The 22173-nt window shown below is 53.3% G+C and carries 16 protein-coding genes; 8 read left to right on the top strand and 8 right to left on the bottom strand.

Features of this window, described 5'->3' with window-relative positions:
- Window positions 1-78 precede the first annotated feature (78 nt).
- A complete protein-coding gene (locus tag NSU18_RS10140; protein ID WP_341148918.1) occupies window positions 79-1530 on the bottom strand; it encodes an IS1182 family transposase in 1452 nt (483 codons plus the stop codon).
- Between the two features lie 65 nt (window positions 1531-1595).
- On the opposite strand from NSU18_RS10140, the gene NSU18_RS10145 reads away from it, so the two are divergent.
- From NSU18_RS10145 to NSU18_RS10175, 7 genes are all read left to right on the top strand, one after another.
- Window positions 1596-3911: a COG1361 S-layer family protein gene (locus NSU18_RS10145; protein WP_341148919.1), complete on the top strand. Its 2316-nt coding sequence runs from the start codon at window positions 1596-1598 to the stop codon at window positions 3909-3911.
- Window positions 3814-4530: a DUF11 domain-containing protein gene (locus NSU18_RS10150; RefSeq protein WP_341148920.1), complete on the top strand. Its 717-nt coding sequence runs from the start codon at window positions 3814-3816 to the stop codon at window positions 4528-4530. The genes NSU18_RS10145 and NSU18_RS10150 overlap by 98 nt, the downstream gene beginning before the upstream one ends.
- Window positions 4527-5186, top strand: coding sequence for a DUF11 domain-containing protein (locus NSU18_RS10155; protein WP_341151017.1), 660 nt, complete (start codon window positions 4527-4529; stop codon window positions 5184-5186). Before NSU18_RS10150 ends, NSU18_RS10155 begins: the two co-directional genes overlap by 4 nt.
- Window positions 5183-6868, top strand: coding sequence for a DUF11 domain-containing protein (locus tag NSU18_RS10160; RefSeq protein WP_341148921.1), 1686 nt, complete (start codon window positions 5183-5185; stop codon window positions 6866-6868). Before NSU18_RS10155 ends, NSU18_RS10160 begins: the two co-directional genes overlap by 4 nt.
- 114 nt (window positions 6869-6982) lie before the next feature.
- Window positions 6983-8143 (top strand): sporulation protein YhbH, encoded by a 1161-nt coding sequence (gene yhbH, locus NSU18_RS10165; protein WP_341148922.1) that lies wholly within the window; start codon window positions 6983-6985, stop codon window positions 8141-8143.
- Between the two features lie 254 nt (window positions 8144-8397).
- Window positions 8398-8724, top strand: coding sequence for a PadR family transcriptional regulator (locus tag NSU18_RS10170; protein ID WP_341151018.1), 327 nt, complete (start codon window positions 8398-8400; stop codon window positions 8722-8724).
- Window positions 8724-9299 (top strand): DUF2812 domain-containing protein, encoded by a 576-nt coding sequence (locus tag NSU18_RS10175; protein ID WP_341148923.1) that lies wholly within the window; start codon window positions 8724-8726, stop codon window positions 9297-9299. Before NSU18_RS10170 ends, NSU18_RS10175 begins: the two co-directional genes overlap by 1 nt.
- A 445-nt stretch (window positions 9300-9744) precedes the next feature.
- Here NSU18_RS10175 and NSU18_RS10180 read toward each other — a convergent pair whose 3' ends face one another.
- The 7 genes from NSU18_RS10180 to NSU18_RS10210 form a co-directional block, all read right to left on the bottom strand.
- The gene (locus NSU18_RS10180; protein ID WP_341148924.1) at window positions 9745-11250 is read right to left on the bottom strand and encodes an alpha-glucosidase/alpha-galactosidase; all 1506 of its coding nucleotides are present in this window, start codon (window positions 11248-11250) and stop codon (window positions 9745-9747) included.
- Between the two features lie 152 nt (window positions 11251-11402).
- Complete coding sequence (locus NSU18_RS10185; RefSeq protein WP_341023185.1) at window positions 11403-12299, bottom strand: AraC family transcriptional regulator; 897 nt, start codon at window positions 12297-12299, stop codon at window positions 11403-11405.
- A 372-nt stretch (window positions 12300-12671) separates the two neighbouring features.
- Window positions 12672-13331: a Type 1 glutamine amidotransferase-like domain-containing protein gene (locus NSU18_RS10190; protein WP_341148925.1), complete on the bottom strand. Its 660-nt coding sequence runs from the start codon at window positions 13329-13331 to the stop codon at window positions 12672-12674.
- Window positions 13332-13436: 105 nt separating this feature from the next.
- Window positions 13437-15617, bottom strand: a complete 2181-nt coding sequence (locus NSU18_RS10195; protein WP_341148926.1) for a methyl-accepting chemotaxis protein — start codon at window positions 15615-15617, stop codon at window positions 13437-13439.
- Between the two features lie 117 nt (window positions 15618-15734).
- The gene (locus tag NSU18_RS10200; RefSeq protein ID WP_341020010.1) at window positions 15735-16583 is read right to left on the bottom strand and encodes a sugar ABC transporter permease; all 849 of its coding nucleotides are present in this window, start codon (window positions 16581-16583) and stop codon (window positions 15735-15737) included.
- Entirely contained in the window at window positions 16580-17893 is a 1314-nt protein-coding gene (locus NSU18_RS10205) for a sugar ABC transporter permease (protein WP_341148927.1), read from the bottom strand. The genes NSU18_RS10200 and NSU18_RS10205 overlap by 4 nt, the downstream gene beginning before the upstream one ends.
- Window positions 17894-17994: 101 nt before the next feature.
- Window positions 17995-19329, bottom strand: a complete 1335-nt coding sequence (locus tag NSU18_RS10210) for a sugar ABC transporter substrate-binding protein (protein ID WP_341020007.1) — start codon at window positions 19327-19329, stop codon at window positions 17995-17997.
- 916 nt (window positions 19330-20245) lie between these two features.
- Here NSU18_RS10210 and NSU18_RS10215 point away from each other — a divergent pair.
- The gene (locus tag NSU18_RS10215; protein ID WP_341148928.1) at window positions 20246-21994 is read left to right on the top strand and encodes an alpha-glycosidase; all 1749 of its coding nucleotides are present in this window, start codon (window positions 20246-20248) and stop codon (window positions 21992-21994) included.
- The last annotated feature ends 179 nt before the right edge of the window (window positions 21995-22173 follow it).

Here is a 22173-nt window from a genome sequence, read left to right on the forward strand (position 1 = left end):
GAAAAGACGGCTATCCTCCCAATGCTATGGGAGAATAGCCGTCTTTTCATGTATTTCCTCTTATTTTAATCTTGTCATTTACTCTGTCAGTTTCAATATTCGCTTCAGATTAACGGCGAATATCGCCATAGCACCTTGCAGTTGCATCCCTAAAAGACCTGAGGACGACGCTACATCGTACCCGTGTCGATGTTTCAGTTCACTGTTCTTCGCTTCAATTTTGTATCGTTCTTTCGCCTTGGTTTTAAAGTACTCCTTTTCCTGAAATTCAGCTTGTTCGGAGTGCTCGTCCGACAGCATGGTTACAGCGTACGTCTTGCTGGCTCCACCGTTGTAACACCCTTCCTTAAAAGGGCAACTCTTGCACTTTTCTACATCAAAGTAGTATACTTCCCTTTGATTTTTTCCGCCTTCTTTCTTCCTTCCTTGTTTGGCTTTCCGAATCGCCATATGGCCCGCCTTACATACGTACATTCCTGCATCTTTGTTTAACTCGAATTCATCTTCTTTCTTACGTCCGCCTTGTGTGATTTGCGGATTCAATTTTGCAATTAATTCAATATTGTTATGTTTGCTGTAAGCGATATTGTCTTTTTCTGAGTATGCCCTATCGCCAATCACCGTCTTCACGTCCATGCCCGCCATTTTGCTTTTCTCTATGAGCGTCTGTAGTTGCTTGCCGTCATTCTTCTCTCCAGTCGTGATTATGGCAGCTGTAATGATTCGTTCCTCGGTCATAGCGAGGTGCGTTTTGTAGCCAAAGAACGACGTGTCCGCGCTCTTGTGACCGACACGCGCATCTTGATCTTCTGAAATGCGTAGCTGTTCCACAATATCGCTTGTAGTTTCTTTGAGCAGATTTAGCGGTTCCGTAATTTTTGGCAATTGGGCAATTTCAAGTTGCGTCTCGACGGCCTTGGCAAGCTTCTCACAATATTCGATCTCTTCTTCGAGCGTATCGACTACGTTCTTGACGGGAAGTTTCTCTTTCAGGGATTCGTCTATAGAATAAATCGCTTTTCGTAACTTCCGGGAACGATCTTGCAAAATCTCTCTCGGAGATTTCTGATTGTAACGGGCTTTCGTATGCGTAGCGTCAACAATAATGGAATGGCTCTGAATAATATTCAACTGGATGGCCAGTTCTACCGTCTTACCAATAAGCATGTCTAACAGATCCATGTCCTTCAGCCGCAGTTTGCGGAATTTCGTCAGGGAGCTTGGGTCGATTACCGAATCTTCTGGTGCCATGCCAAGGAAAAATTTGAACGAGAGGTCATACTTCGAACGCTCGACAATATCGACGTCAGACAATTCAAAGATCGCTTTCAGAAGCAAGTATTTAAACATGCGAATAGGATCAATAGCGTTGCGTCCATTGTCCAAACAGTATTTTTCTTCCAGTTCTTCGTATATGAAAGTGAAGTCCACCCGTTCGTTAATTTGACGGAGCACATTGTCCTTCGGCACGACGATGTCATACAGTGCCGCATAAGGACTCAGAACCAAAGTTTGCTGTTGCCGAATCATCCGCACTCACCCGCTTTCATGATAATTCCATTATACTAAAAAAAGGTACAGCCTCTTCAATTTTATTGAAGGACTATACCTTTTTATATGTTGGACTTTTTCAGTGGCCTCCCGGTATTCCGGTGGGGCCGCTTGCTCCGGGTGACAGTGTTGTAGTCAGCTTCCTGGTTACGGTAACTGCGCTCCCCCCGAACCAGCAGCTGCCCAATAACGCAGCGGCTTCCTATACTTTCACCCTGCCGGATGGGCGCCAGCTTGGCGGTAACGCCGTATCAAACACACTTACAGTACCCGTCTCGGCACCGAATGTCAGTATTGTCAAAAGCGTCAATGCCATTGATGCCGTGACCGGTGACATTCTTACCTTCACCTCCGTGCTGACGAATAACAGCATTACCTCTGTCAGCAACATCATTCTCAGCGATCCCTTGCCAGAGAATGCAGCGTTCCTTCCCGGAACCGTAATTGTCGGCGGCGTCTCCCAGCCGTTGTCAGTTCCGTCCGCCGGTATCCCAATCGGCAGCCTGGGGCCTGGGGCCTCCGTTGCCGTCACATTCGAGGTGAGAATAACCATGCCGATTCCTTCGCAGGTCAATAACCAATCGACCGTCAGCTTCACCTCCGGGGTCTTCTCCGGCTCTTCATCATCCAATGTCACCACCACACCGGTCACACAACCCCAGATCTCCCTGGTCAAAAGCGCCAGTGACCTGAACGCCACCGTTGGCGATACGGTCATCTATACCATTGTAGTCAGCAATAGCGGTAACCTTGCCGCCAATGTTACGTTAACCGACAATATCCCGGCTGGTACTACCTTTGACCCTAACAGTGTCATTGTCGGCGGTTTCCCTCAGCCAGGGGCTGCACCGGATACCGGAATCACAGTCGGAACCGTAGCTCCCGGGGCAAGTGTGTCTGTCAGCTTCACGGTCTTCATCGTGTCCCTGCCTTCCCCGCAGCAGCTGGTCAATCAGGCAGCTTCTACCTATACCTTCACGCCGCCTGACGGCCGGCTGCTCAGCGGCAGCGCCGTCTCCAATACCGTGACCATCGCAGTCTCTGCTCCCAACCTGTCGGTGGTCAAGAGCACCACGTCCACTTCAGTGGCACTCGGTGACACGATTGCGTATTCCGTCAACATCACGAATAGCGGGGCGGACCCGGTTAACAATGTGATTCTCAGCGATCCGACACCCGATGGTGCTGCTTTTGTACCGGGCAGCGTATCCGTGAATGGGGTTCCTTTTCCGAACGCCAATCCGGCCTCCGGGGTTCCCATCAGCACGCTTGCCTCCGGCGCCTCAGCCGTCGTCTCATACAGCGTCACCGTCACCTCCGTACCGGCGGATACCTCCATTGATAATCAGGCGACGGTCACCTACACCTCCGGTGTCTTCGCCGGCTCAACCTTCTCGAACCCTGTGGCAGTCCCCGTCTTCCAGCCGGTAATTGCAGCAACCAAAGCAGCAAATACCACCAATGCCACGGTTGGAGATACCGTGACCTATACCATTAATATCACCAATACAGGTAACTACGGAGCAAGCCTGACGGTCACGGACAATATTCCGGCCGGCACTACCTTTGTGGCCAACAGCGTGCTGATTAATGGTCTGCCTCTGCCGCAGGCCGATCCTTCCACAGGAATCGCCGCTGGAAGCATTGCTCCGGGAGCAACGGTAGCCGTTACGTTCTCGGTGGTCATCACTTCATTGCCATCGCCGCAGTTCCTGGTCAACCAGGGAACCGTTGCTTCCAGCTTCACCTTGCCTGACGGAAGAACCCTGGGTGGTTCAACACTCACCAATACCGTAACCATGCCGGTCTCAAACCCGAATCTGGGGATTGTCAAAACAACGGCGACCACCGCAACCAATGTCGGAGACACCATCACCTATTCCGTAACCTTGACCAACAACGGGATTGCGGCAGTCAATAATGTGGTATTCACGGATGCTCTGCCTGCCGGTACCGCCTTTGTTCCGGGCAGCGTGCTCGTGGACGGTGTGCCCCGCCCCGCCGCTTCACCGGCTACCGGGGTGACCCTGGGCAGTATTGCTCCCGGGGCTTCCGTCACCGTGTCCTTCAGCGTTACGGTTACAGCGCTGCCGCCGTCCGGGGTACTGAACAATCAGTCCTCGGCCAGCTTCACCTCCGGCGCTCTGTCCAGTGCAGCCTTCTCTAATATTGTGACCACGCCGGTATTCCAGCCGATTATCGCTGCAGCGAAGAGCGCAAGCTCTCAAAATGCAACGGTAGGCGACACTTATTATATATACCGTGAATGTAAGCAATTCAGGGAACTATGCCGCCTCGGCCACACTGACCGACACCATTCCGGCAGGTACAACACTGGTTCCGAACAGTGTGCTAATTAACGGATTCCCTTCGCCGGGCTCCGATCCTGCTACCGGAATCGCACTGGGCAGTGTTGCCGCGGGTGCAGCTCTGACCGTAGTGTTCTCGGTAGTGATCACTACGCTGCCGGCCAGCCAGCAGCTTAGCAATCAGGCCATCATCGCCTTCAATTATACGCTGCCTGACGGACGCGTCTTCAACCAGTCGGCCAGCTCGAACATCAATCTGATTCCGGTATCGTCGCCGGATGTCCTGGTTGCCAAGAGCACTACTGTCATTGATGCAGTTCCGGGGGATACGGTTCCGTACAGCATTGCAGTCACCAATAACGGCATTGCTCCGATTAATAATGTTGTGCTGAGTGATCCGATTCCGGCCGGTTCATCCTTTGTAGCCGGCAGCGTGGTCGTGGACGGCACTCCGCTGCCAGGGGGAAATCCTGCGAACGGGATCTCGCTGGGCACCATCGCTCCGGGAGCAACCGTGCTGGTCACCTTCAACATCCTGGTCAATACGCTGCCTAATCCGGCCGCGCTGAGCATCTGGCCTCCGTCAGCTTCACCTCCGGCGCATTCTCGGGAGCCTCTTATTCCAATACGCTGGTTACTCCGGTATACCAGCCGATTATCGGCATCCTGAAGTCTGCGGACACCACAAACGCGACGGTTGGAGATACAGTCACCTATGCACTCAGCGTCACCAATACAGGCAATCTTGCGGCAGTCGTCACCTTAACCGACTCTATCCCTGCGGGCGCTGTATTCATACCGAACAGCGTACTGGTTAACGGCCAGCCCGTCCCCGGCGCTGATCCGACTACCGGGATCAATCTGGGTACAGTTCCAGCGGGTGCGACAGTTACTATGCTCGTCACCCTGCAGGTTACGCTGGCTTCCCTTCCTTCACCTCAGCAGCTGGTGAACCAGGCCGCCGCGTCCTTCACCTTCACGCCGCCGGATGGCCGCTCGCTCTCGGGATCAGCTGTATCGAACACGCTGGTCATCCCTGTCTCTTCACCGGACGTAACTGCAGTTAAGAGCACTCCGGCTGTCGATGCCGTTGTCGGCGATATCATTACCTATACGATTGCCGTAACCAATAACGGCATTGTTCCCGTTAACAATGTGGTCCTCGTTGACCCGATCCCCGCTGGCAGCCAGTTCGTTGCAGGCAGCGTAACTGTAGACGGCACACCGCGTCCCGGAGCAAATCCGGCCACCGGTATCATCATCGGAACAATCGCACCGGGAGCGACCTCAACAGTAACCTTCCAGGTCCAGGTCATCGTCATATGACAGACGGCTCACGGCTCCAGCCTGTCGTAAGTAATCAGTCCATGGTTCTGTACAGCTCTGCAGAGGGCACCGACTCGGTTACCTATTCCAATACCGTCAATACACTTGTCGTGGGCCCGGTATTATCGCTTCAGAAGCAAGCAAACCGCCTGAGCGCCTCCCTGGGGGAGACACTCGTCTACACTGTGACCGCCAGGAACAGCGGCAATACGGGTGCGCTTGTCACCATCACGGATGTGCTTCCCCCGGGCGTCTCGTTCATTGCCAATAGTGTGCTTAGAGACGGAGTCCCCCTTCCGGGGGTCACTCCGTCTTCCGGCATTCCCCTTGGCCTGCTCGCCCCCCATTCGGGAGTCAGCATCGCCTTCCAGGTCATTGTCATCTCGCTTCCGCCTTCACTAGCGCTGGTTAACAGGGCGATTGGCACGTATTCCTTCAATACATCTGAAGGCAGAGCAGTAAGCGGAGAGATCCGTTCCAATACGGTTAGTGTCTCCCTGCTGTCCTACCAGTTGTCTTCCCTGCTCTCAGCCAGCACCCCCACAACCTTCATTGGGGATGTCGTAACTTATACCCTTCAGCTCAGGAATGAAGGCACCCGGCCGCTGACCGGAGTCATTGCCACACTTCCCGTTCCGGAAGGCACCACCTTCCTTCCCGGAAGTGTTACCGCTGGCGGGATTTATCAGCCTGAGGCCGACCCGGCATCAGGCATCGGGCTGGGTTTGCTCCCTGCAGGAGCAGCCTCTGAGGTCTCTTACCGTGTCCGGGTGAGCTCGAATCCTCCAGGCTCGGTGATTCTGGCGAACGCACAAATCTCTTATGAGGCTAACGACAGCAGAATCTCATCCACAAGCAATACCGTTCAGATTACGGTCATCCAGCCCGGATTATCGGTAAGGCTGAAGGTCGATCTCTACAGTGCAGCGCCCGGCGACAATCTGCGGTACGAGTTCACTGTGAATAACAGCGGCAATCTGGCTGTCAACGCACGGCTCACGGACGCCGTTCCGCCCAGCGTACTGTTCGTCTGGGACAGCGTCCGGATTGACGGGGTTCCTCAGAGGGGCGTGCGCCCCGGAGACGGAATCCCGCTGGGCACCTTACGGGCAGGCGCTGTTATGGTGGTTGATTTTCTCGTATCCATTCCGGGTGCCACCGATATCCGCCAGACTCCGGCCATTCAGAATCAGGGAGTGGTCCAGTATACATTCTCCTTGCCCGACGGACGCAATGTTGGGCAGGTCTCCCGCTCCAATGCGGTGACCACATTGCTGTTCACGCCGATCATTTCCATTCAGATTCAGGGTGAGCCGCCCGTAGTTGAGCCTGGAGGCATCGCTGAATTCAACATTCAAGTGTCCAACAGCGGGAATTATCCGGCTGAGGTCTCAGTGATCCGGATTGTACCGCAGGGTACCGTCATTGATCCCGATATCGTTACGATAAGCGCCATCACTGTACCCGGTACGCCTTACAGCGGAACCGTTGCTCTGGGAACGCTGGAAGCGGGACAGACTTCCACACTCACTTATTTTGTCAGAATAAATACAGATTATATGGGCAAGAATCTTCAAGGCTCTACGGCAGCCCTGTATCTATTCACCATCGACGGACGCCGGTACTCCGGCGAAGCCCGTTCTAATACCTACAATCTGCTTCTGGAAGAAATCAGTGAATAATACAGCTCACATATCCCCCATCTCCCTGAATATACTTTAGTTACAACCTGCTGCTTCGTCTCAGTCTCCGTAGTGACAATACCGAATAACACAGTCCATGGGAGGTGGTCATCCTTGTCCCAGCCGTCCGGTCCATACACTTTTGTCGTCTCCAAAGAAGACTGGTCCCTTCATCGCAAAGGCCATCAGGATCAGGAGCGTCACCAGCAAAAGGTCAGAGAAGCCATCAAGGGCAATCTGCCCGATCTGGTTACTGAAGAGAACATTATTTTGTCAGGCGGCAAGCAGATTGTGAAGGTGCCGATCCGCAGTCTGGATGAATACCGGATTATCTATAATTTCCGCAAGCAAAAGCATGTCGGCCAGGGAGACGGGGAGAGCCAGGTGGGTGATGTCCTCGGACGCGATTCCCAGTCGGCCCAGCCGGGCAAAGGGGATAAAGCGGGCGACCAGCCGGGAGCAGATACCGTTGAAGCCGAGGTCGATCTGGAGGATCTCGAGGATATTCTTTTCCAGGACATGGAGCTGCCCCATCTGAAGCCGAAGGATAAGGAAGAGATTGAGGTCAAATCGATTGTCTTCAATGACATCCGCAAAAAAGGCATGATGTCGAACATCGACAAGAAACGAACGTTACTTGAGAATCTGCGGCGCAATGCCAGCAGCGGCCACCCTGGAATACACAGCATCAGCCCAGATGATCTGCGTTACAAAACCTGGGATGACATCGCAGTTCCTCACTCGAATGCCGTGATTATTGCCATGATGGACACTTCCGGCTCGATGGGCACTTTTGAAAAATACTGCGCCCGCAGCTTCTTCTTCTGGATGACCCGCTTCCTGCGCCGCCAGTATGAGAAGGTGGATATTGTGTTCCTGGCCCATCATACGGAAGCCAAGGAGGTCAGCGAGCATGACTTCTTCACCCGTGGCGAGAGCGGGGGGACAATCTGCTCCTCGGCATACCAGAAAGCCCTGGAGATTATCGACAGCCGCTATCCGCCAGCCAAATACAACATCTATCCCTTCCATTTCTCGGATGGCGACAATCTGACCTCCGACAATGAGCGCTGTGTCAAGCTGATCGGCGAGCTGCTGAAGCGCAGCAATATGTTCGGCTACGGCGAGGTGAACCAGTACAACCGCAGCAGCACCCTGATGTCCGCCTACCGTCACCTGAAGCAGGAGCAGTTCATGCATTATGTGATTAAGGATAAGAAGGAAGTGTATCAGGCGCTGAAGGCTTTTTTCGGCAAAAAGTCATTGGAAGCCTAAGCACCTGCACTCCGCACTGACCATGGAGCAAGTGCTGCGCGCAGCTCCATACTGTGAGAACGATCCCCTGCAAACCGTGCGAACGGCGGGCGGGGGATTTTTTGGTGCGTGGAATCAGGCTTTGCCGCAAAAGCCTGTTGACTAGTATATCGTCAGACGATATACTAAATATATCGGTTGACGATATAACGTTGATTGTTATAGCGGAAGATGATGTAACGGCAACAGATACAAGATGAAAGCAGGTGAAGCAGATGAGTGAAGGCAATGAACACGGGGCGCTGACCGAAGGCGTCTATTATATCCTCTTGTCGCTGTTCACCCCGATGCACGGCTACGGAATTATGCAGAACGTGAAGCAATTGAGTAATAGCCGTGTGGAGCTAGGCGCGGGCACACTCTATGGTGCATTAAGTACGCTTGTGGAACGGGGGTGGATCGGGCCGCTGGTTGGCGGTGCCGATTCGCGCAAGAAGGAGTATCAGATTACGGAGCTGGGGAAATCTGTAGTCCAGAATGAAATGGCAAGGCTTGACGAGCTGCTGACAAATGGAAGAAAGCTACTGGGAGGCGAAGTGTAATGAGACAGATAGTACGCAAATATTTTCTTGATTTCGAGAAAGAAGAGGCGTGGCTGAATAAGATGTCGGCTAAGGGGCTTGCACTGGTTGAATACTCATGGGGCGGTTATGTATTCGAAGAGAGCGCCAGGGGAGAGTATATTTACCGGATTGAGCTGCTGGAGAAGGACCCGAAGGAGGCGGCCGATTATCTGCAATTCATGGAAGAGACCGGAGCGGAGCGTGTACCTTCCAGAACCACTGACAAGGGCAAGCGTTCCTTTACCAACCATCGCTGGGTGATCTTCAGAAGGAAGGCCGCGGAAGGCCCCTTCCAGATCTATTCCGATACGGATTCCAAAATCAAACACTATCAGCGAATCTACAAAGTATATCTGTCCCTCGCGTTCATGGAGCTGGTCGTAGGCTCCTTAAATTTCATGCTGCTTTTGCTGAATACTTCTTCGTTCATTCACAAATTCAACTTTATTGTAGGAGTATCTATTATCCTTCTAGGCCTGTTCTTCGTGTGGCTCAGCCTGCCGCTCCGCCGCAAGGCCGCGCGACTGCAGCAGGAGAAGCTGATCCGGGAGTGAGGGGTTACATGATGGCAGCAACAAGTGGAATAGCGCTACTTATTTCTTCAACTTCTTATGATTATAGGTAAACAAGTGGAAAAACAGCATCTGCTAGGGCCGGTTTTGCTCCGAGTGGGCGCTATGCAAACATTTAAGTGTTGTTTTTCCAACTCTTGCTGGAATATCGTAGATCCGTTCGATAACAAATGCCCAAAATCCACCTATTCCCCCATTGCGGCAAGCAGAGCAGTTTTTCGCATACATTCGGCCCAAGCGCCTGCCCTGAGTAAATTGTGTTCAGTTTTTCGCATACACATCACCAGGAACCTGCGCGCTCATGCACACCTCCATCTGTGCCAAAATTAAAGGGCTATCCCAAGCAGTCATTTCATGACTTTGGGACAGCCCTTATTCCAATTAACATTCGCTTCGCCCAGGCTTATGCCTACTCCACCCGCTCCGCTTACTGCACCTTCTCGCGGTCCTTGCCCTTGTCGGATTCCCCGGCGTTCTTGTTGGCGGCCTCACGGTCCTGCATCATTTCGTCTACCGTCTTCACCTTCAAGCGGGCCGCGCCCTCGTTGCCGGCTCTTGTCGGGATCAGATCACCGGAAGCAAGGCGTTCCTTTGCTGCCGCAATGGCTGCGCTGTATTGCGGCAGCCACTGTTCTCCAGCTACCAGCATCTCGTCAACCATCTGCCAGATCTCCTTCGGATTGCAGACGGCACCGACCAGCGGGTCCATCATGAACGCCTGGCGCAGCAGCTTGTCGTCCCCATGCACAGCCGCTTCCACCGCCAGGCGCTGCACGGAGATGCTGACGTTGCAGACTGCTGCCAGACCGAGCGGCAGGTCGCCGACCAGCGGCATCGAGATGCCGTTACGGTCCACGTAGCCGGGCGCTTCAATAATAGCATCAGCCGGCAGATTGGAAATCACGCCGTTGTTCACCATATTAAAATGTCCCCGGTAAACGCGTCCTGTCTCCAGTCCTTCAATAATGAACGAGCCGTGCTCCTCGCCCCGCTTCTCCGGGATGTACTCCATCGCCGGGTCCTTCATCCAGTTCGGAAAGTCTGTCTCGAACCAGTTGCGGCCTTCGGTACAGATCCGCAGGTATCCGCCTGTCTCGCCGTTAATCCATACCCCCATATCGATCCAGTCCATAATCTCCTCGGGGCGCTTGCGGTACCACGGAACGTATTCGCTCAGGTGTCCGTTCGACTCTGTACTGTAATAGCCGAAGCGGCGGAGCATATCAATCCGCACCTTCTCCGTACGGCTGTAATCCGGATGCTTCTCGAACGCCTCCAGTAGGCCTGCTGTCAGATCCTTGCCTTCATGCTTCGCGGAGATATACCAAGTCTGGTGATTGATGCCCGCGCAGATAATATCCACCTGCGACTTCTCCAGGCCGTATACCTGGGCGATCTGCTGATGTCCATGCTGGACGCCATGGCAGAGTCCGATCGTCCGCACACCGCCGTATTTATTGCAGGCCCAGGTCAGCATAGCCATCGGATTCGAGTAGTTCAGCAGCAGTACATCCGGCGCAGCCGTCTCACGGATATCACGGCAGATCTCCAGCATCTCTGCGATCCCGCGCTGCCCGTACATAATCCCGCCTGCGCACAGCGTATCTCCTACACACTGATCGACGCCATACTTCAGCGGAATATCCACATCGGTAGCGAAGGCCTCCAGGCCCCCCACACGAATAGTACAAAATACGTACTTGGCCCCCCTGAGCGCTTCCCTGCGGTCCGTAGTGGAAGAGATGATGATATCCAGACCATTCTCCTTAATATCCCGCTGGCACAGCTCGGTGACCATGTCCAGGTTATGGCTGTTTATATCCATGAACGAAACTTCGATATTACGGAATTCCGGCACAGTCAGCAGGTCGCGCAGCAGTCCGCGGGTGAAACCGATACTGCCTGCCCCGATAAAGGTTACTTTAAAAGACATAATAATCATCCTCCGGCAATGAATTATTGACTCCTGTCCATTGTAGCAAGGAGGCTGCCGGAAGCGTAACCAATATCATGACCATTTTGCCGGTAACCTGTCAACAATCCTAACCTTATGTGCAGAGTAACATGCCCGAAAGGAACAGGCAGCTATTCTTCACTCCAATAATGGCGTTCGATAGAGTTGCGGTATTCGATAGGAGTACAGCCTGAATATTTCTTGAATAGCAGATGAAAATACTGCCTGCTGCTGATCCCCACATAGTCGGCAATCTCCGCTACCGGAATCTCGCCCTGTCCCAGGAGCATCCGGGCCTTCTCCATACGCAGCTGGTTCAGGTAGTCCGTCAGGGTCTGCCCTGTATGCGTCCGGAAGATGCGGTGCAGATAGCCCGGATGAACATTCACGGAGAGCGCAACCTCCTTAACCTGAATGCTCCGGTCATAATTCTGATGCAGGAACTCGATGGCACGCCTCACGTAAGTCTGTGAGGACTGCTGGCTGGACGGTAGCGACTCCATGCGCAGCCTGGCGAGCCGCAGCAGAAGCTCTACGAAGAGCAGATTCACCATACTGCTCCCCCTCCGCCCGCGTTGATCCAGCTCCAGCACCAGCGCTTTTAGCACATGGAAAACCTCCTCCTGACCTTGCAACACCAGGCTGTCGAACGGATGCCGCAGCAGCTCTGCGAGCACCTCCTCCTCCCGGGCCAAGCTGCCAATGGAAGGAACTACGCCCCCATATTCGGTAAAAGCAAATTCCACATTCAGCATCCGGCACGAGGAGCCCTCGTTCACGATAAGCCGGTGCGGCACCTCCGCATCCAGCAGAATCATCTCTCCCCGCTTCAGACGGAAGGGTGTGTCGCCGCCCGCTTCATCCCGCACCTCCACGACACAGCTGCCAGAGATAAGATACATGATCTCCGTGGAGTTGTGATGATGGTAAGCCATCGTATAATTGCTCCATTGCTTGTAGTAGTAAGCCAGAAAGTGCGGGCTGTAATCCCGCTCCAGCAATCCCTGTTCAAATAGACTCCCGTTCATCTCCGCCACACCGCCCGCCGCCCCTCTGCCATTATCAATAGCACAAGTGTATCGCTTGATCGCAGGCAGGACAAGCAGCGGGGTCAACCCTCCGGCCCGGATGCCTCCTCCCAACACATTGTGATCGGTTTTCCGATTACATTCCGACCACGTCCCCCTTGCCAGCCGATTGTAATCGGTTTTCCGATTACATTCCGCCCACACACCCCTCGCCAGCCGATTGTAATCGGTTTTCCGATTACATTCCGACCACATGCACCTCTCGCCAGCCGATTGTGATCGGTTTTCCGATTACATTCCGACCACATGCCCAGGTTCTCCGGCGCAAAAAAAGAGCAGAAGGCCAACGCCCTCTGCTCCTGTTCATCATCGTCAGTGAATCTTTGTTAATATTCCATTCACCAGACTATACACCCCGCCGCCCTCTATCTCTTCGGGCTGTCCATTCAGCAGGTAGATGCCGGTCTCTTCGTCAATGCCGTAATTCGGCAGCTCGCCGAGGGTACGGACCGCTGTCCGTAAATGTTCTTCCTCATCCCACTGGGTGAAATGAACGGATAGCAGCAGTTCAGGAATCAGATTGAGGCCCTTGCGGTGTTTGAATTGTCTGCTTTCATTGTCCTTGGCGGAAATTACACAGCGCTCCGGGCTAATCAAGGCTCCTGCCGAGAATCCCGCAACCGGTATTCCCGACTCATAACGCTGCCGGATCACCTCACCGATAGCGGTATCCACAATGAGATCAGCATACAGATCCGTATCCCCGCCCCCGATGACGATCCCGCCGCAAGTCTGGAGGCTCTCTATAGCAGTCTTCACCTCAGTGGACTTCAGCGGCAAATAACAGAATTCAGCTATACCCACGTCCGCCAGCGGCTGCATGCAAGCAGCCATATAGTCCGGCCAGTCTTCCCCTTCTTCAAATAACACAGCGACAGGCTCTGCGGCTGCTGCCATCGTGCTTACGAACCTCCGTGCCAGTCCACGGGTAAACGGCGGACCGCCGCCGTTCAGAAATAAATGCTTGTCCATGACATCACCTTCAGTATTCAAGATATCCTGCATCTAACCTCATCCATCTTATAGAAAAGCGCAGGCTCCCGCAATACGCTTCCTCACCCGTTCACCTTAATCCCATTATCCCTGAAAAGAAATCATCGACTGCTTCAGCTGCTCTGCCAGCTCCTCCAGCCTGTGCGACAGGGCGACCAGCTCCCTGCTGACCGTAAATTGCTGTGAGGACATAGACGCTACCTCTTCCGTAGAGGCGCTGGTCTGCTGCACTACCGAGATCACACTCGCCATGGATTGTCCCAGCTGCTGCTGGTATTCGGCCAGCTCGGAGACTGCCGCCGAGGATTGGTTCAGAACTCCGCTGAACACCTCCATCTCGGCCCTTACACTCCCGAAGATGAGTGAGGATTCCCGGACCAAGGCCAGCTGGCTGTCAAACATCGGCGCAGCCTCATTCACAACCTTGACCGTATTCTCGATATGGCCGCTGATCTCCCCGGTAATCCGGGAGACGGAGGCAATCGACTCGCTCGATTGTTTGGCCAGCCCTCTGATCTCATTGGCAATAACAATGAAGCCTCTTCCGGCAGCACCGGCGCGCACGGCTTCAATCGATGCGTTCAGCGCCAGAATATTCGTCTGCTTATTCATCGCAATCATCGGGGAGAGGATGCTGCGGATCAGCACCGTGCTATCCCGCAGCATGGCTGAATTCTCCTGAATCAGATCCATCAGCTTCAGCACCCCCTCACTCTGCGCTACCAGCTTCTTCATCCGCTCCGCTCCCTGGTCGCTGACCTCCATAACCTTCCCTGCGGATGCTGCCATAACTGCATTGTTCTCTGCTACTTCGCTAGTCTTGCCGCCCATCAGCTCTACCTTGGCATTGCTGCTCTCGGCCTCGGCTGCCAGACTGGCGGCTCCCCCGGCGATTTCGCCGGTAGCCGTTGCGACCTCACTGGCCTGGCCGCTAATCGCACCGGATGCGGCAACGAGCTGCTCCGAGGTCGCTAATACCTCTGCAGCCGAGCTGCTGCTCTGCCCGGCCAGCCGGGAGATCTGCTCCATCATACGGTTGAAGCTGTAGCCCAGCCGCCCGATCTCATCCTGGCCCTTGAAGCTGGTCCGTACCTGCAGATTGCCCCGCTCGCCCTCTTCCATCAGTCGGGCCAGCTTGCCGAGCGGACGGCCGATCAGCCGCACCAAGACATAGCCGATGACCAGACCAATTAGAGCGGCAGCCAAGACTACCAGCAAGGTAATATAGAGCAGCCGGTCGGCCGATCGGGTGAAATCACTCACCGGAGCGTACCCCATCAGCGTCCAGTCCGCCGTACTCAGCGGCTGGTAGACTACAAGCTGCGGGCTTCCTTGCTCATCCCCGGCCGTGAAGGACCGCTTCCCGTCCTCCCCCTGGCGTGCTCCGGCCGGCTCTTGTCCCTCACTCTCCCGCTTCCCGGTCAGATCCGGCTCCTCACTCTTCCCCGCCGCAGGCAGCTTCTGCTCCTCCTTCTTTTGCACTCCGGTCTGCTCCCCGGCCTTCAACTCTCCGGTATGTATGTAAGAAGCCTGCCCGAGCAGTGCATCGTCAGCACTGTAGGCAACCCGGCCCGTAGAATCAAGGATGCGGATCTCCCCACCCAGCCCGATATGCAGATTGGACAGCACATCCGTCAGCGCCTGGCCCTTCACCTCAATCAGCATGTAGTACTCTGACGCCGGATTCTGAATATTCCGCAGCAGACGGCCCATCGTCATAGCGGACTGGCTGTAGGCATCGAAGAAGCCTTTAGCCCGGACGGGGAACCAGACGGGATTGCCTTTAGCGTTATCGATCTCCTTCATCCGTGCAAGGATGCCCTCATCACTGCGCACACCGCTAATCCCCGTCGATTTGTAGGATTCGGCGTCCACCATGCTTCTTGCGACCAGCCGGACACCCAGCAGCCGCTCATCCGATCCTCTCACGGAGTCCAGCTTGCGGCGTATCCGGTCCTCTGCGGCCGCCCGCGCAACCGTACCGGCGGTTGGAAGATTAACCGTCTCCATGTCAGCCTTTAGCGCCGGATCTACAGCGAATTGCCTGGAGAGCGCTTCATATTCAGCGAACAGGAAATCCAGCTTGTCCGCCGCCTGGACAATGGACTGTGAGGAGGCAGCTGCCACCTCATCGGTAATGATCCCTTTTGCCGCATAATAGGAGGTTAAGCCCAGGACTGAGGACAACAGGACAATAGTACAGAACAGAATTACGAATAACTTGACGCCAACCGAGCTGAAATTAATGAATCGCCGCTGCCGCATTACATTCTCCCCTTATCATCCAGATCACGATTTCTCCACAAAAGAAAGGTGCAGCCCCTCAGAACTGCTTCAAGGCCGCACCCGTTATTCGTACATACATTGTTTAATTACTATTTCCTATCCCTTGCTTGCTCCCGCAGTCAGCCCGTCAACCAGCAGGCGCTGCAGGAAGCCGAACAGAATCATAATCGGTACAGAGATCAACACGGCACCCGCCGCAAACAGCGTGAAGTTGGAATTCTGCATCGTATTGACCATATCCCACATCCCCACGGCAACCGTCCAGTTCTCCTTGGTCCGCAGAATCAGCTTGGCGAAGATGAAATCCACCCACGGGCCGACAAACAGGGTCAGCGCTATATAGGTGATCATTGGACGGGACAACGGCAGGATAATCCGGGTGAAAATCCCGAAGTTGCTCGCCCCGTCAATCCGTGCGGCTTCATCCAGCGAACGCGGAATCGTGTCCAGGAAGCCCTTGGCAATCAGCGTTCCACCAAGCGGCGCTCCGGCCGCATAGACGATAATCAGCGCCAGATGGGTATCCAGCAGATTGAACTCCTTCAGCAGCAGATAGATGGCAATCATGCTCATGAAGCCAGGGAACATCCCGAGAATCAGCAGTGTGGACATGGTAGTCTTACGGCTTTTGAACCGGAACCGGGATAAGGCATAGCTGGTCAACAGCGTCAGCACGACCCCGATCAGCATCGAGAACACCGCAATCTTAAGCGTATTCCCATACCAGGTTCCAAACATATAGACCGGTGAGGTGAACAGCTCCTTATAGTGGGCGAGAGTGAATGTCTCAGGAATCAGCGTCTTGCTGTACAGGGATTTACCCGGACGGAACGATGCAAGCAGAATCCAGAGTGCCGGATAGATTGCAGCGACCGCCAGGGCAACGAGAACAATATAGCTTAAGCAGAGGCGAATAAAGTTCGCAGCTTTGCGTCCGATAATCATTGAATCATATCCTCCTCTTGGAACGATTTGGTCCGGCGGTAATTGTACAGGGAGAACCCGGCAACAATGATGAACAAGATGATGCCGATTGCAGACGCCATATTATTCTTGTTCTGATCCAGCGTCAGCTTATACAGCCAGGTAACGAGCAGATCCGTTGAACCCGCATACTGGTAGTTCCCGTTCACCGGGTTCCCTCCCGTCAGCAGGAAGATCGCATTGAAGTTGTTGATGTTACCGGCGAACTGCATAATCAGTGTAGGCGCGGTAGAGAACAGAATCATCGGCAGGGTGACGATGCGGAATTTCTGATAATTGGTCGCACCGTCCACCTCAGCCGCCTCATACATATCGCGCGGAATGGTAGTCAGCACTCCCATAATCAGCAGCATGGATACCGGGATACCCACCCACATATTCACGACAATAACTGTCACTTTAGCCCAGAACGGATCAGTCAGCCATGGCAATCCATTCAGTCCGAAAAAGCCGAGGTACTGGTTGATCGGGCCGAACTGCCCGTTGAACAAGTTGCGCATCAAGAGGAGCGAGATCATCTGCGGAATGGCATAAGGGATGATCAGGAGCATTCTCCACATGCCCTTGAAGCGGATACCTTTTTGGTTAATCAGCAGGGCAACCAGCATCCCGCCGAAATAAGTAGTTACAGTCGAAAGAACCGCCCAGATAATCGTCCAGGTAAGTACACCGTAAAAGGTATGGCTCCATGATTTCAGCACCAGCAGATTGCGGAAGGTCTCGAATCCAACCCAGTCTACAAGCTTGGCCGGAGGAATGTGGTTCGGTGCAGCATAGTTGGTAAAGGCCAGCATGATCATAAAGATGATCGGCATAATGGTGAAGAACAGAATCCCAAGTCCCGGGAGCAGCAGGAAGCTCTGGGCGAATTTATAATCCAGAATATAACGTACGGATTGTTTAAATGTATGCGATGGACGCCCGTTTTCGCGTTCTGCTCCGATTTTATAGGCATCCCTAATATTCATGTACCAGACAATCAGGAATAACACAAAGAACAGCAGGGTAATCAGACTTTCAATCAGAATGACGATGGAATGGTCCCCGGGAACCATTTTGGCAATCCCCTTGACCTTTTCCAGACGGCTTGGCGACTCCCCGAGTGTGGTGATCCCCCAGAAGGCTCTTCCCAGATTGCTAATGAAATAGATAAGTGCCACAGCTTCTACAGCTATGAACATAAGCCCTTTGATGAATTGGCGGTTATATATTTGCCCGAGTCCCATAAAAATGGCCGACAGTATTCCAGCTCTCGCTTTGTGTCGCTGCATTTCCCTTCCGTTCTCCTCTCCGTGCGGAATTCAAGGAAACTGCCCGCCGCAGACTATGCGGCGGGCAACTCTAATTCCACGGTAAGCTGATGGTTGTGTAGTTACTGGGCAGAAGCCCCGTTGTTCAAGTCTTTAATCTGCTCTACAGCTTTGTCCATGGCTGCCTTCGGATCGGTATTGTTATCCCAGATGGCCGGAAGTGCTGCATTCACCGGGCTCCAGACGTTCCCCATTTCAGGAATCGAAGGCATTGGCTGGGAGTTCTTGGCCTGCTCAGCAAAAGCGGATACGAACTCGTCACCCGTAATCTGCGGATCTTTCAGCGCTTCGAGATTCGTCGGTACGGAGCCGACCAGCTTGTTAAGTGTCAGCTGCGAATCTTTGCCGGAAGCAAAGTGTGCATAGAGCTTAGCCGCATTCGGATATTGCGTGTAGGCGTTGACGGTAAAGATTTTGATCCCGGAGAAGGTAATGGCAGTTTTGCCGTCAATGGTAGGAACCGGGGCGATTCCCAGCTTGTCGCCCAGCGCTTCTTTATATCCGGCAAGCTCCCAAGGTCCTGTGATATCCATAGCTACATCCCCGCTGTTGAACAGACTGCGCTTGATATCCGGGTTAATGTCACCGCTCTTGATCGGCAAGACTTCCTTCAGCTTGGCAAATTCAGTCAGACCTTTGATTGCACCTTCATTATTGAGGCCGATGTCGTCCTTGTCGGTACCGTCTTTGCCGAACAGGTAGCCGCCGGTAGTGGCGATGAACGGATAGTTGAAGTACATGTTGCCCACTTCCCACATAATGCCGTACCGGTTTTTGGCTTTATCGGTGAACGTTTTGCTGAAGGCAATAACGTCATCGAAGGATTTCGGAGCTTCTTTGACCAGAGACTTGTTATAGAACAACGCATAGGTCTCTGCCGCTCTAGGATAGCCGTACAGCTCGCCGTCATAGGAAGAACCTACGATGGAAGCCTCCGTGTTCTCCGCCTTGGTCTGTTCTGCAAAAATATCGTTTGGAAGCAGCAGGCTCGCGCTGGCCGCCTTGCCGAGATTATCATGAGGAATGACGATGACGTCCGCAGCCAGACCGGAAGGACCATCCTGGGTAAGCTTGCCGACTTGATCCGGCGGGGCTACCTCTTCGATTTTGACCGGAACATTATACTTGGCAGTGAACTGCTTCGCGACTTCTTCGGCGAACTGTCTTTCTTCCTTACTCTCCCAGATCACTAGGGAAGCGCCTTCTTCAGGGACGATCTCACCCGCTGCCGGAGCGTTGTCGCTGCCAGCCCCTGCATTATCTGTAGCTGCCGCACTTTCCGCAGGCGCATTAGTCGCCGCTGCATTTCCCCCGGTATTGTTGTTTGAGCCGCACGCCGTAATTGAGATTGCCATCGAGCACGCTGCGGTGAGAACCATAAGTTTTTTGAGATCCATTCCTTTTAACCCCTCCTGTGTGTGTATATCACTTGATTTGACGATGAATCTTCTTTCCACTTTACGCTGATGCTTCTTTCGATTGTACGATGACGCTCCCTAGTTTGCGCAAACGATTTCAGAGGATTCAAAAAAAATTCTGCTTTCTTCCTGTGCCTCTTCCGAATACGTTATACCCGGTTTAGAAAGCGCTTCATTCCTGAATTCATAATACATCAGCAGGCTTGTAGTTGTAAAAACGTTTGCACACTATAAAATCAATGAAATTCGGCTATTTAACGCGGAAATTGTTACTTTTACTCTATATATCGCATGATTTCTTTAAATAACTTAAATATACTTCAATTTCAAAATTTGAATCTGCATTTTTTGTCGTATTTAGACGAATTTTGTTGTATAATTGCTAAATATTATCAATTTACAGACTTTGGAAATCGGTTTCCCGTTGAGTTTTCTTTGTGCAACTGTTTGTACAAACCTCTTGAACCTCATTTTGTTCCATGCTATAATCCAAACCATCATGAAACACCTCATTCTTCACCAATCTAAAGGCACTGTCCCTTATCGGGTACAACCTCGGCGTAATCTGACCGGCGGTTGTGCCTTTTTGCCATGTGCAGAATCGGGTGCGTAATCTATATAAATTGAACTACTGGTTTTTATGTTTTGGGATTAGCCGTGACTCCAGAGAAGTTTTGGACTTCCGGCCGCTGTTGTCCGCAGATTTCTTGATATACCGTTGATAACGGTTGAAATCCGCAGACTGCTGATGCTTACGATGCGAGCTTTCCTGCGTAAAGCTTTCAGGCGGTCGCTACCGCTCCTCCAGTTCCAAAATTCCCCTCCGCCACTTTTCCCTTAATTTAAATTTCTAAGTTCACTCTATATAGCCAAACTAAATCTAGGAGGAATTATTATGTTATTAGAAGCCGTGTATCATCGTCCCCGTCTGAACTGGTCGTACGCCTACGATCACAACACCATCCACCTGCGGCTGCGGGCCAAGAAAGGCGATCTGACTGAGGTTTTCGCCTGGGCGGGCGATAAATATGCCTGGGACACCACCAAGGAATTAATCCCGATGACCCTGTTCACTTCCGATGCGATGTTCGATTACTGGGAATGCGAATCGGTGCCGCTCTACCGCAGGCTGAAATACGGCTTCCTGCTGCAGCAGGGCCAAGAGAGGATCTGGATGACAGAGAGTGATTTCCAGAAGGAGCGTCCCGCGAATCCCAACCGGCTGTTTGAATTCCCCTACATAAGCCGCGGTGATGTCTTCACGCCTCCGGCTTGGGTCAAGGATGCGGTGTTTTATCAGATTTTCCCGGAACGGTTCGCTAACGGCAATCCTGACATAAGTCCTGATCATGTGGAGCCTTGGGGCGGAACCCCCCGGCCGGATAATTTCTTCGGCGGAGATCTGCAGGGTGTCATAGATCATCTTGACCATCTGACAGAGCTGGGCATTACGGGCATTTATTTCACACCAGTCTTCACTGCCACCACCAATCACAAATATGACACCGAGGACTATATGCAGGTCGATCCGCATTTCGGTGATGTGGACACGCTGAAAAGATTGGTCGATGCTTGCCATGAGCGCGGTATCCGTGTGCTGCTGGATGCGGTCTTCAACCATGCGGGCCGTACCTTCGCCCCGTTCGTGGATGTACTGGAGAAAGGCGAGGATTCGGAGTATAAGAACTGGTTCCATATCCGGGAATATCCGCTCCAGGTCGTGAACAACATTCCGACTTACGATGCCTTCGCCTTCGAGCCGCTGATGCCGAAGCTGAACACGGAGCATCCTGAGGTGAAGGAATATTTGCTGAAGGTCGCAGAGTATTGGATTAAGGAGGTCGGCATCGACGGCTGGCGTCTGGATGTGGCCAACGAGGTGGATCACGAATTCTGGCGTGATTTCCGCAAAGTAGTGAAGCGCGCCAATCCTGAGGCTTACATTCTGGGCGAGATCTGGCATGAATCAGCCCCTTGGCTGGAAGGCGACAAATTCGATGCCGTAATGAACTACCCGTTCACCGATGCGGTGCTTGACTTCTTCGTCTACCGAACGCTGGATGCGAAAGGCTTCGCCCATTCGATCGGCAGACAGCTGTCCCGCTATCCGCTCCAGGCCAGCGAGGTTGCCTTCAATCTGCTTGACAGCCACGATACTGCGCGTCTGCTGACTGTGGCAGAGGGAGATAAGAACGTTATGAAGCTGGCTGCGCTGTTCCAGTTCACCTTCATGGGCACGCCCTGCATTTACTACGGAGATGAGATCGGAATGGATGGCGGAGGCGACCCGGACTGCCGGAAATGCATGGAGTGGGACCCTGAGCGGCAGGACCGCGATTTGTTCAACTTTTACCGTAAGCTGATTGAGATCCGCAGCAGCCATCCGGCACTGCGTACCGGACGCTTCACCTTCCTTGAAGCCGGAGCCGGGGGCAGTAAGCTGGCATATGAGCGCAGTCTGGACGATGATCTGATCATCGTGCTGATCAATACGGAGGAGACGGTGCAGACCTTCCGGCTGGACGTTCAGGAACGCAACTGGGAGAATCTGTGGACCGGCGAAGCGCTCCGCGCCGAACGCGGCAAGCTGTCACTGCGGCTGCCGGCATACGGCTTCGCCGTGCTTCAGGCCAACTTGTCCTAGGGTAACATCACAAGCATACCTTGCGAGACTATTTTAACCAGTAGCTTGTTAAGGTAATGCCGGGCCTCAGTTAGGGTACACGGCGAAATGTTACGCTTAATTGCAGTCTGTACACCCAAAACGTCCAATGATCCACGCCTTAATCTTTGAAGTGCCACTTCAAATTGCTTTTGTAAATT

The organism is Paenibacillus sp. FSL H8-0048 (assembly GCF_038002825.1).
Lineage (GTDB): Bacteria > Bacillota > Bacilli > Paenibacillales > Paenibacillaceae > Paenibacillus_AQ.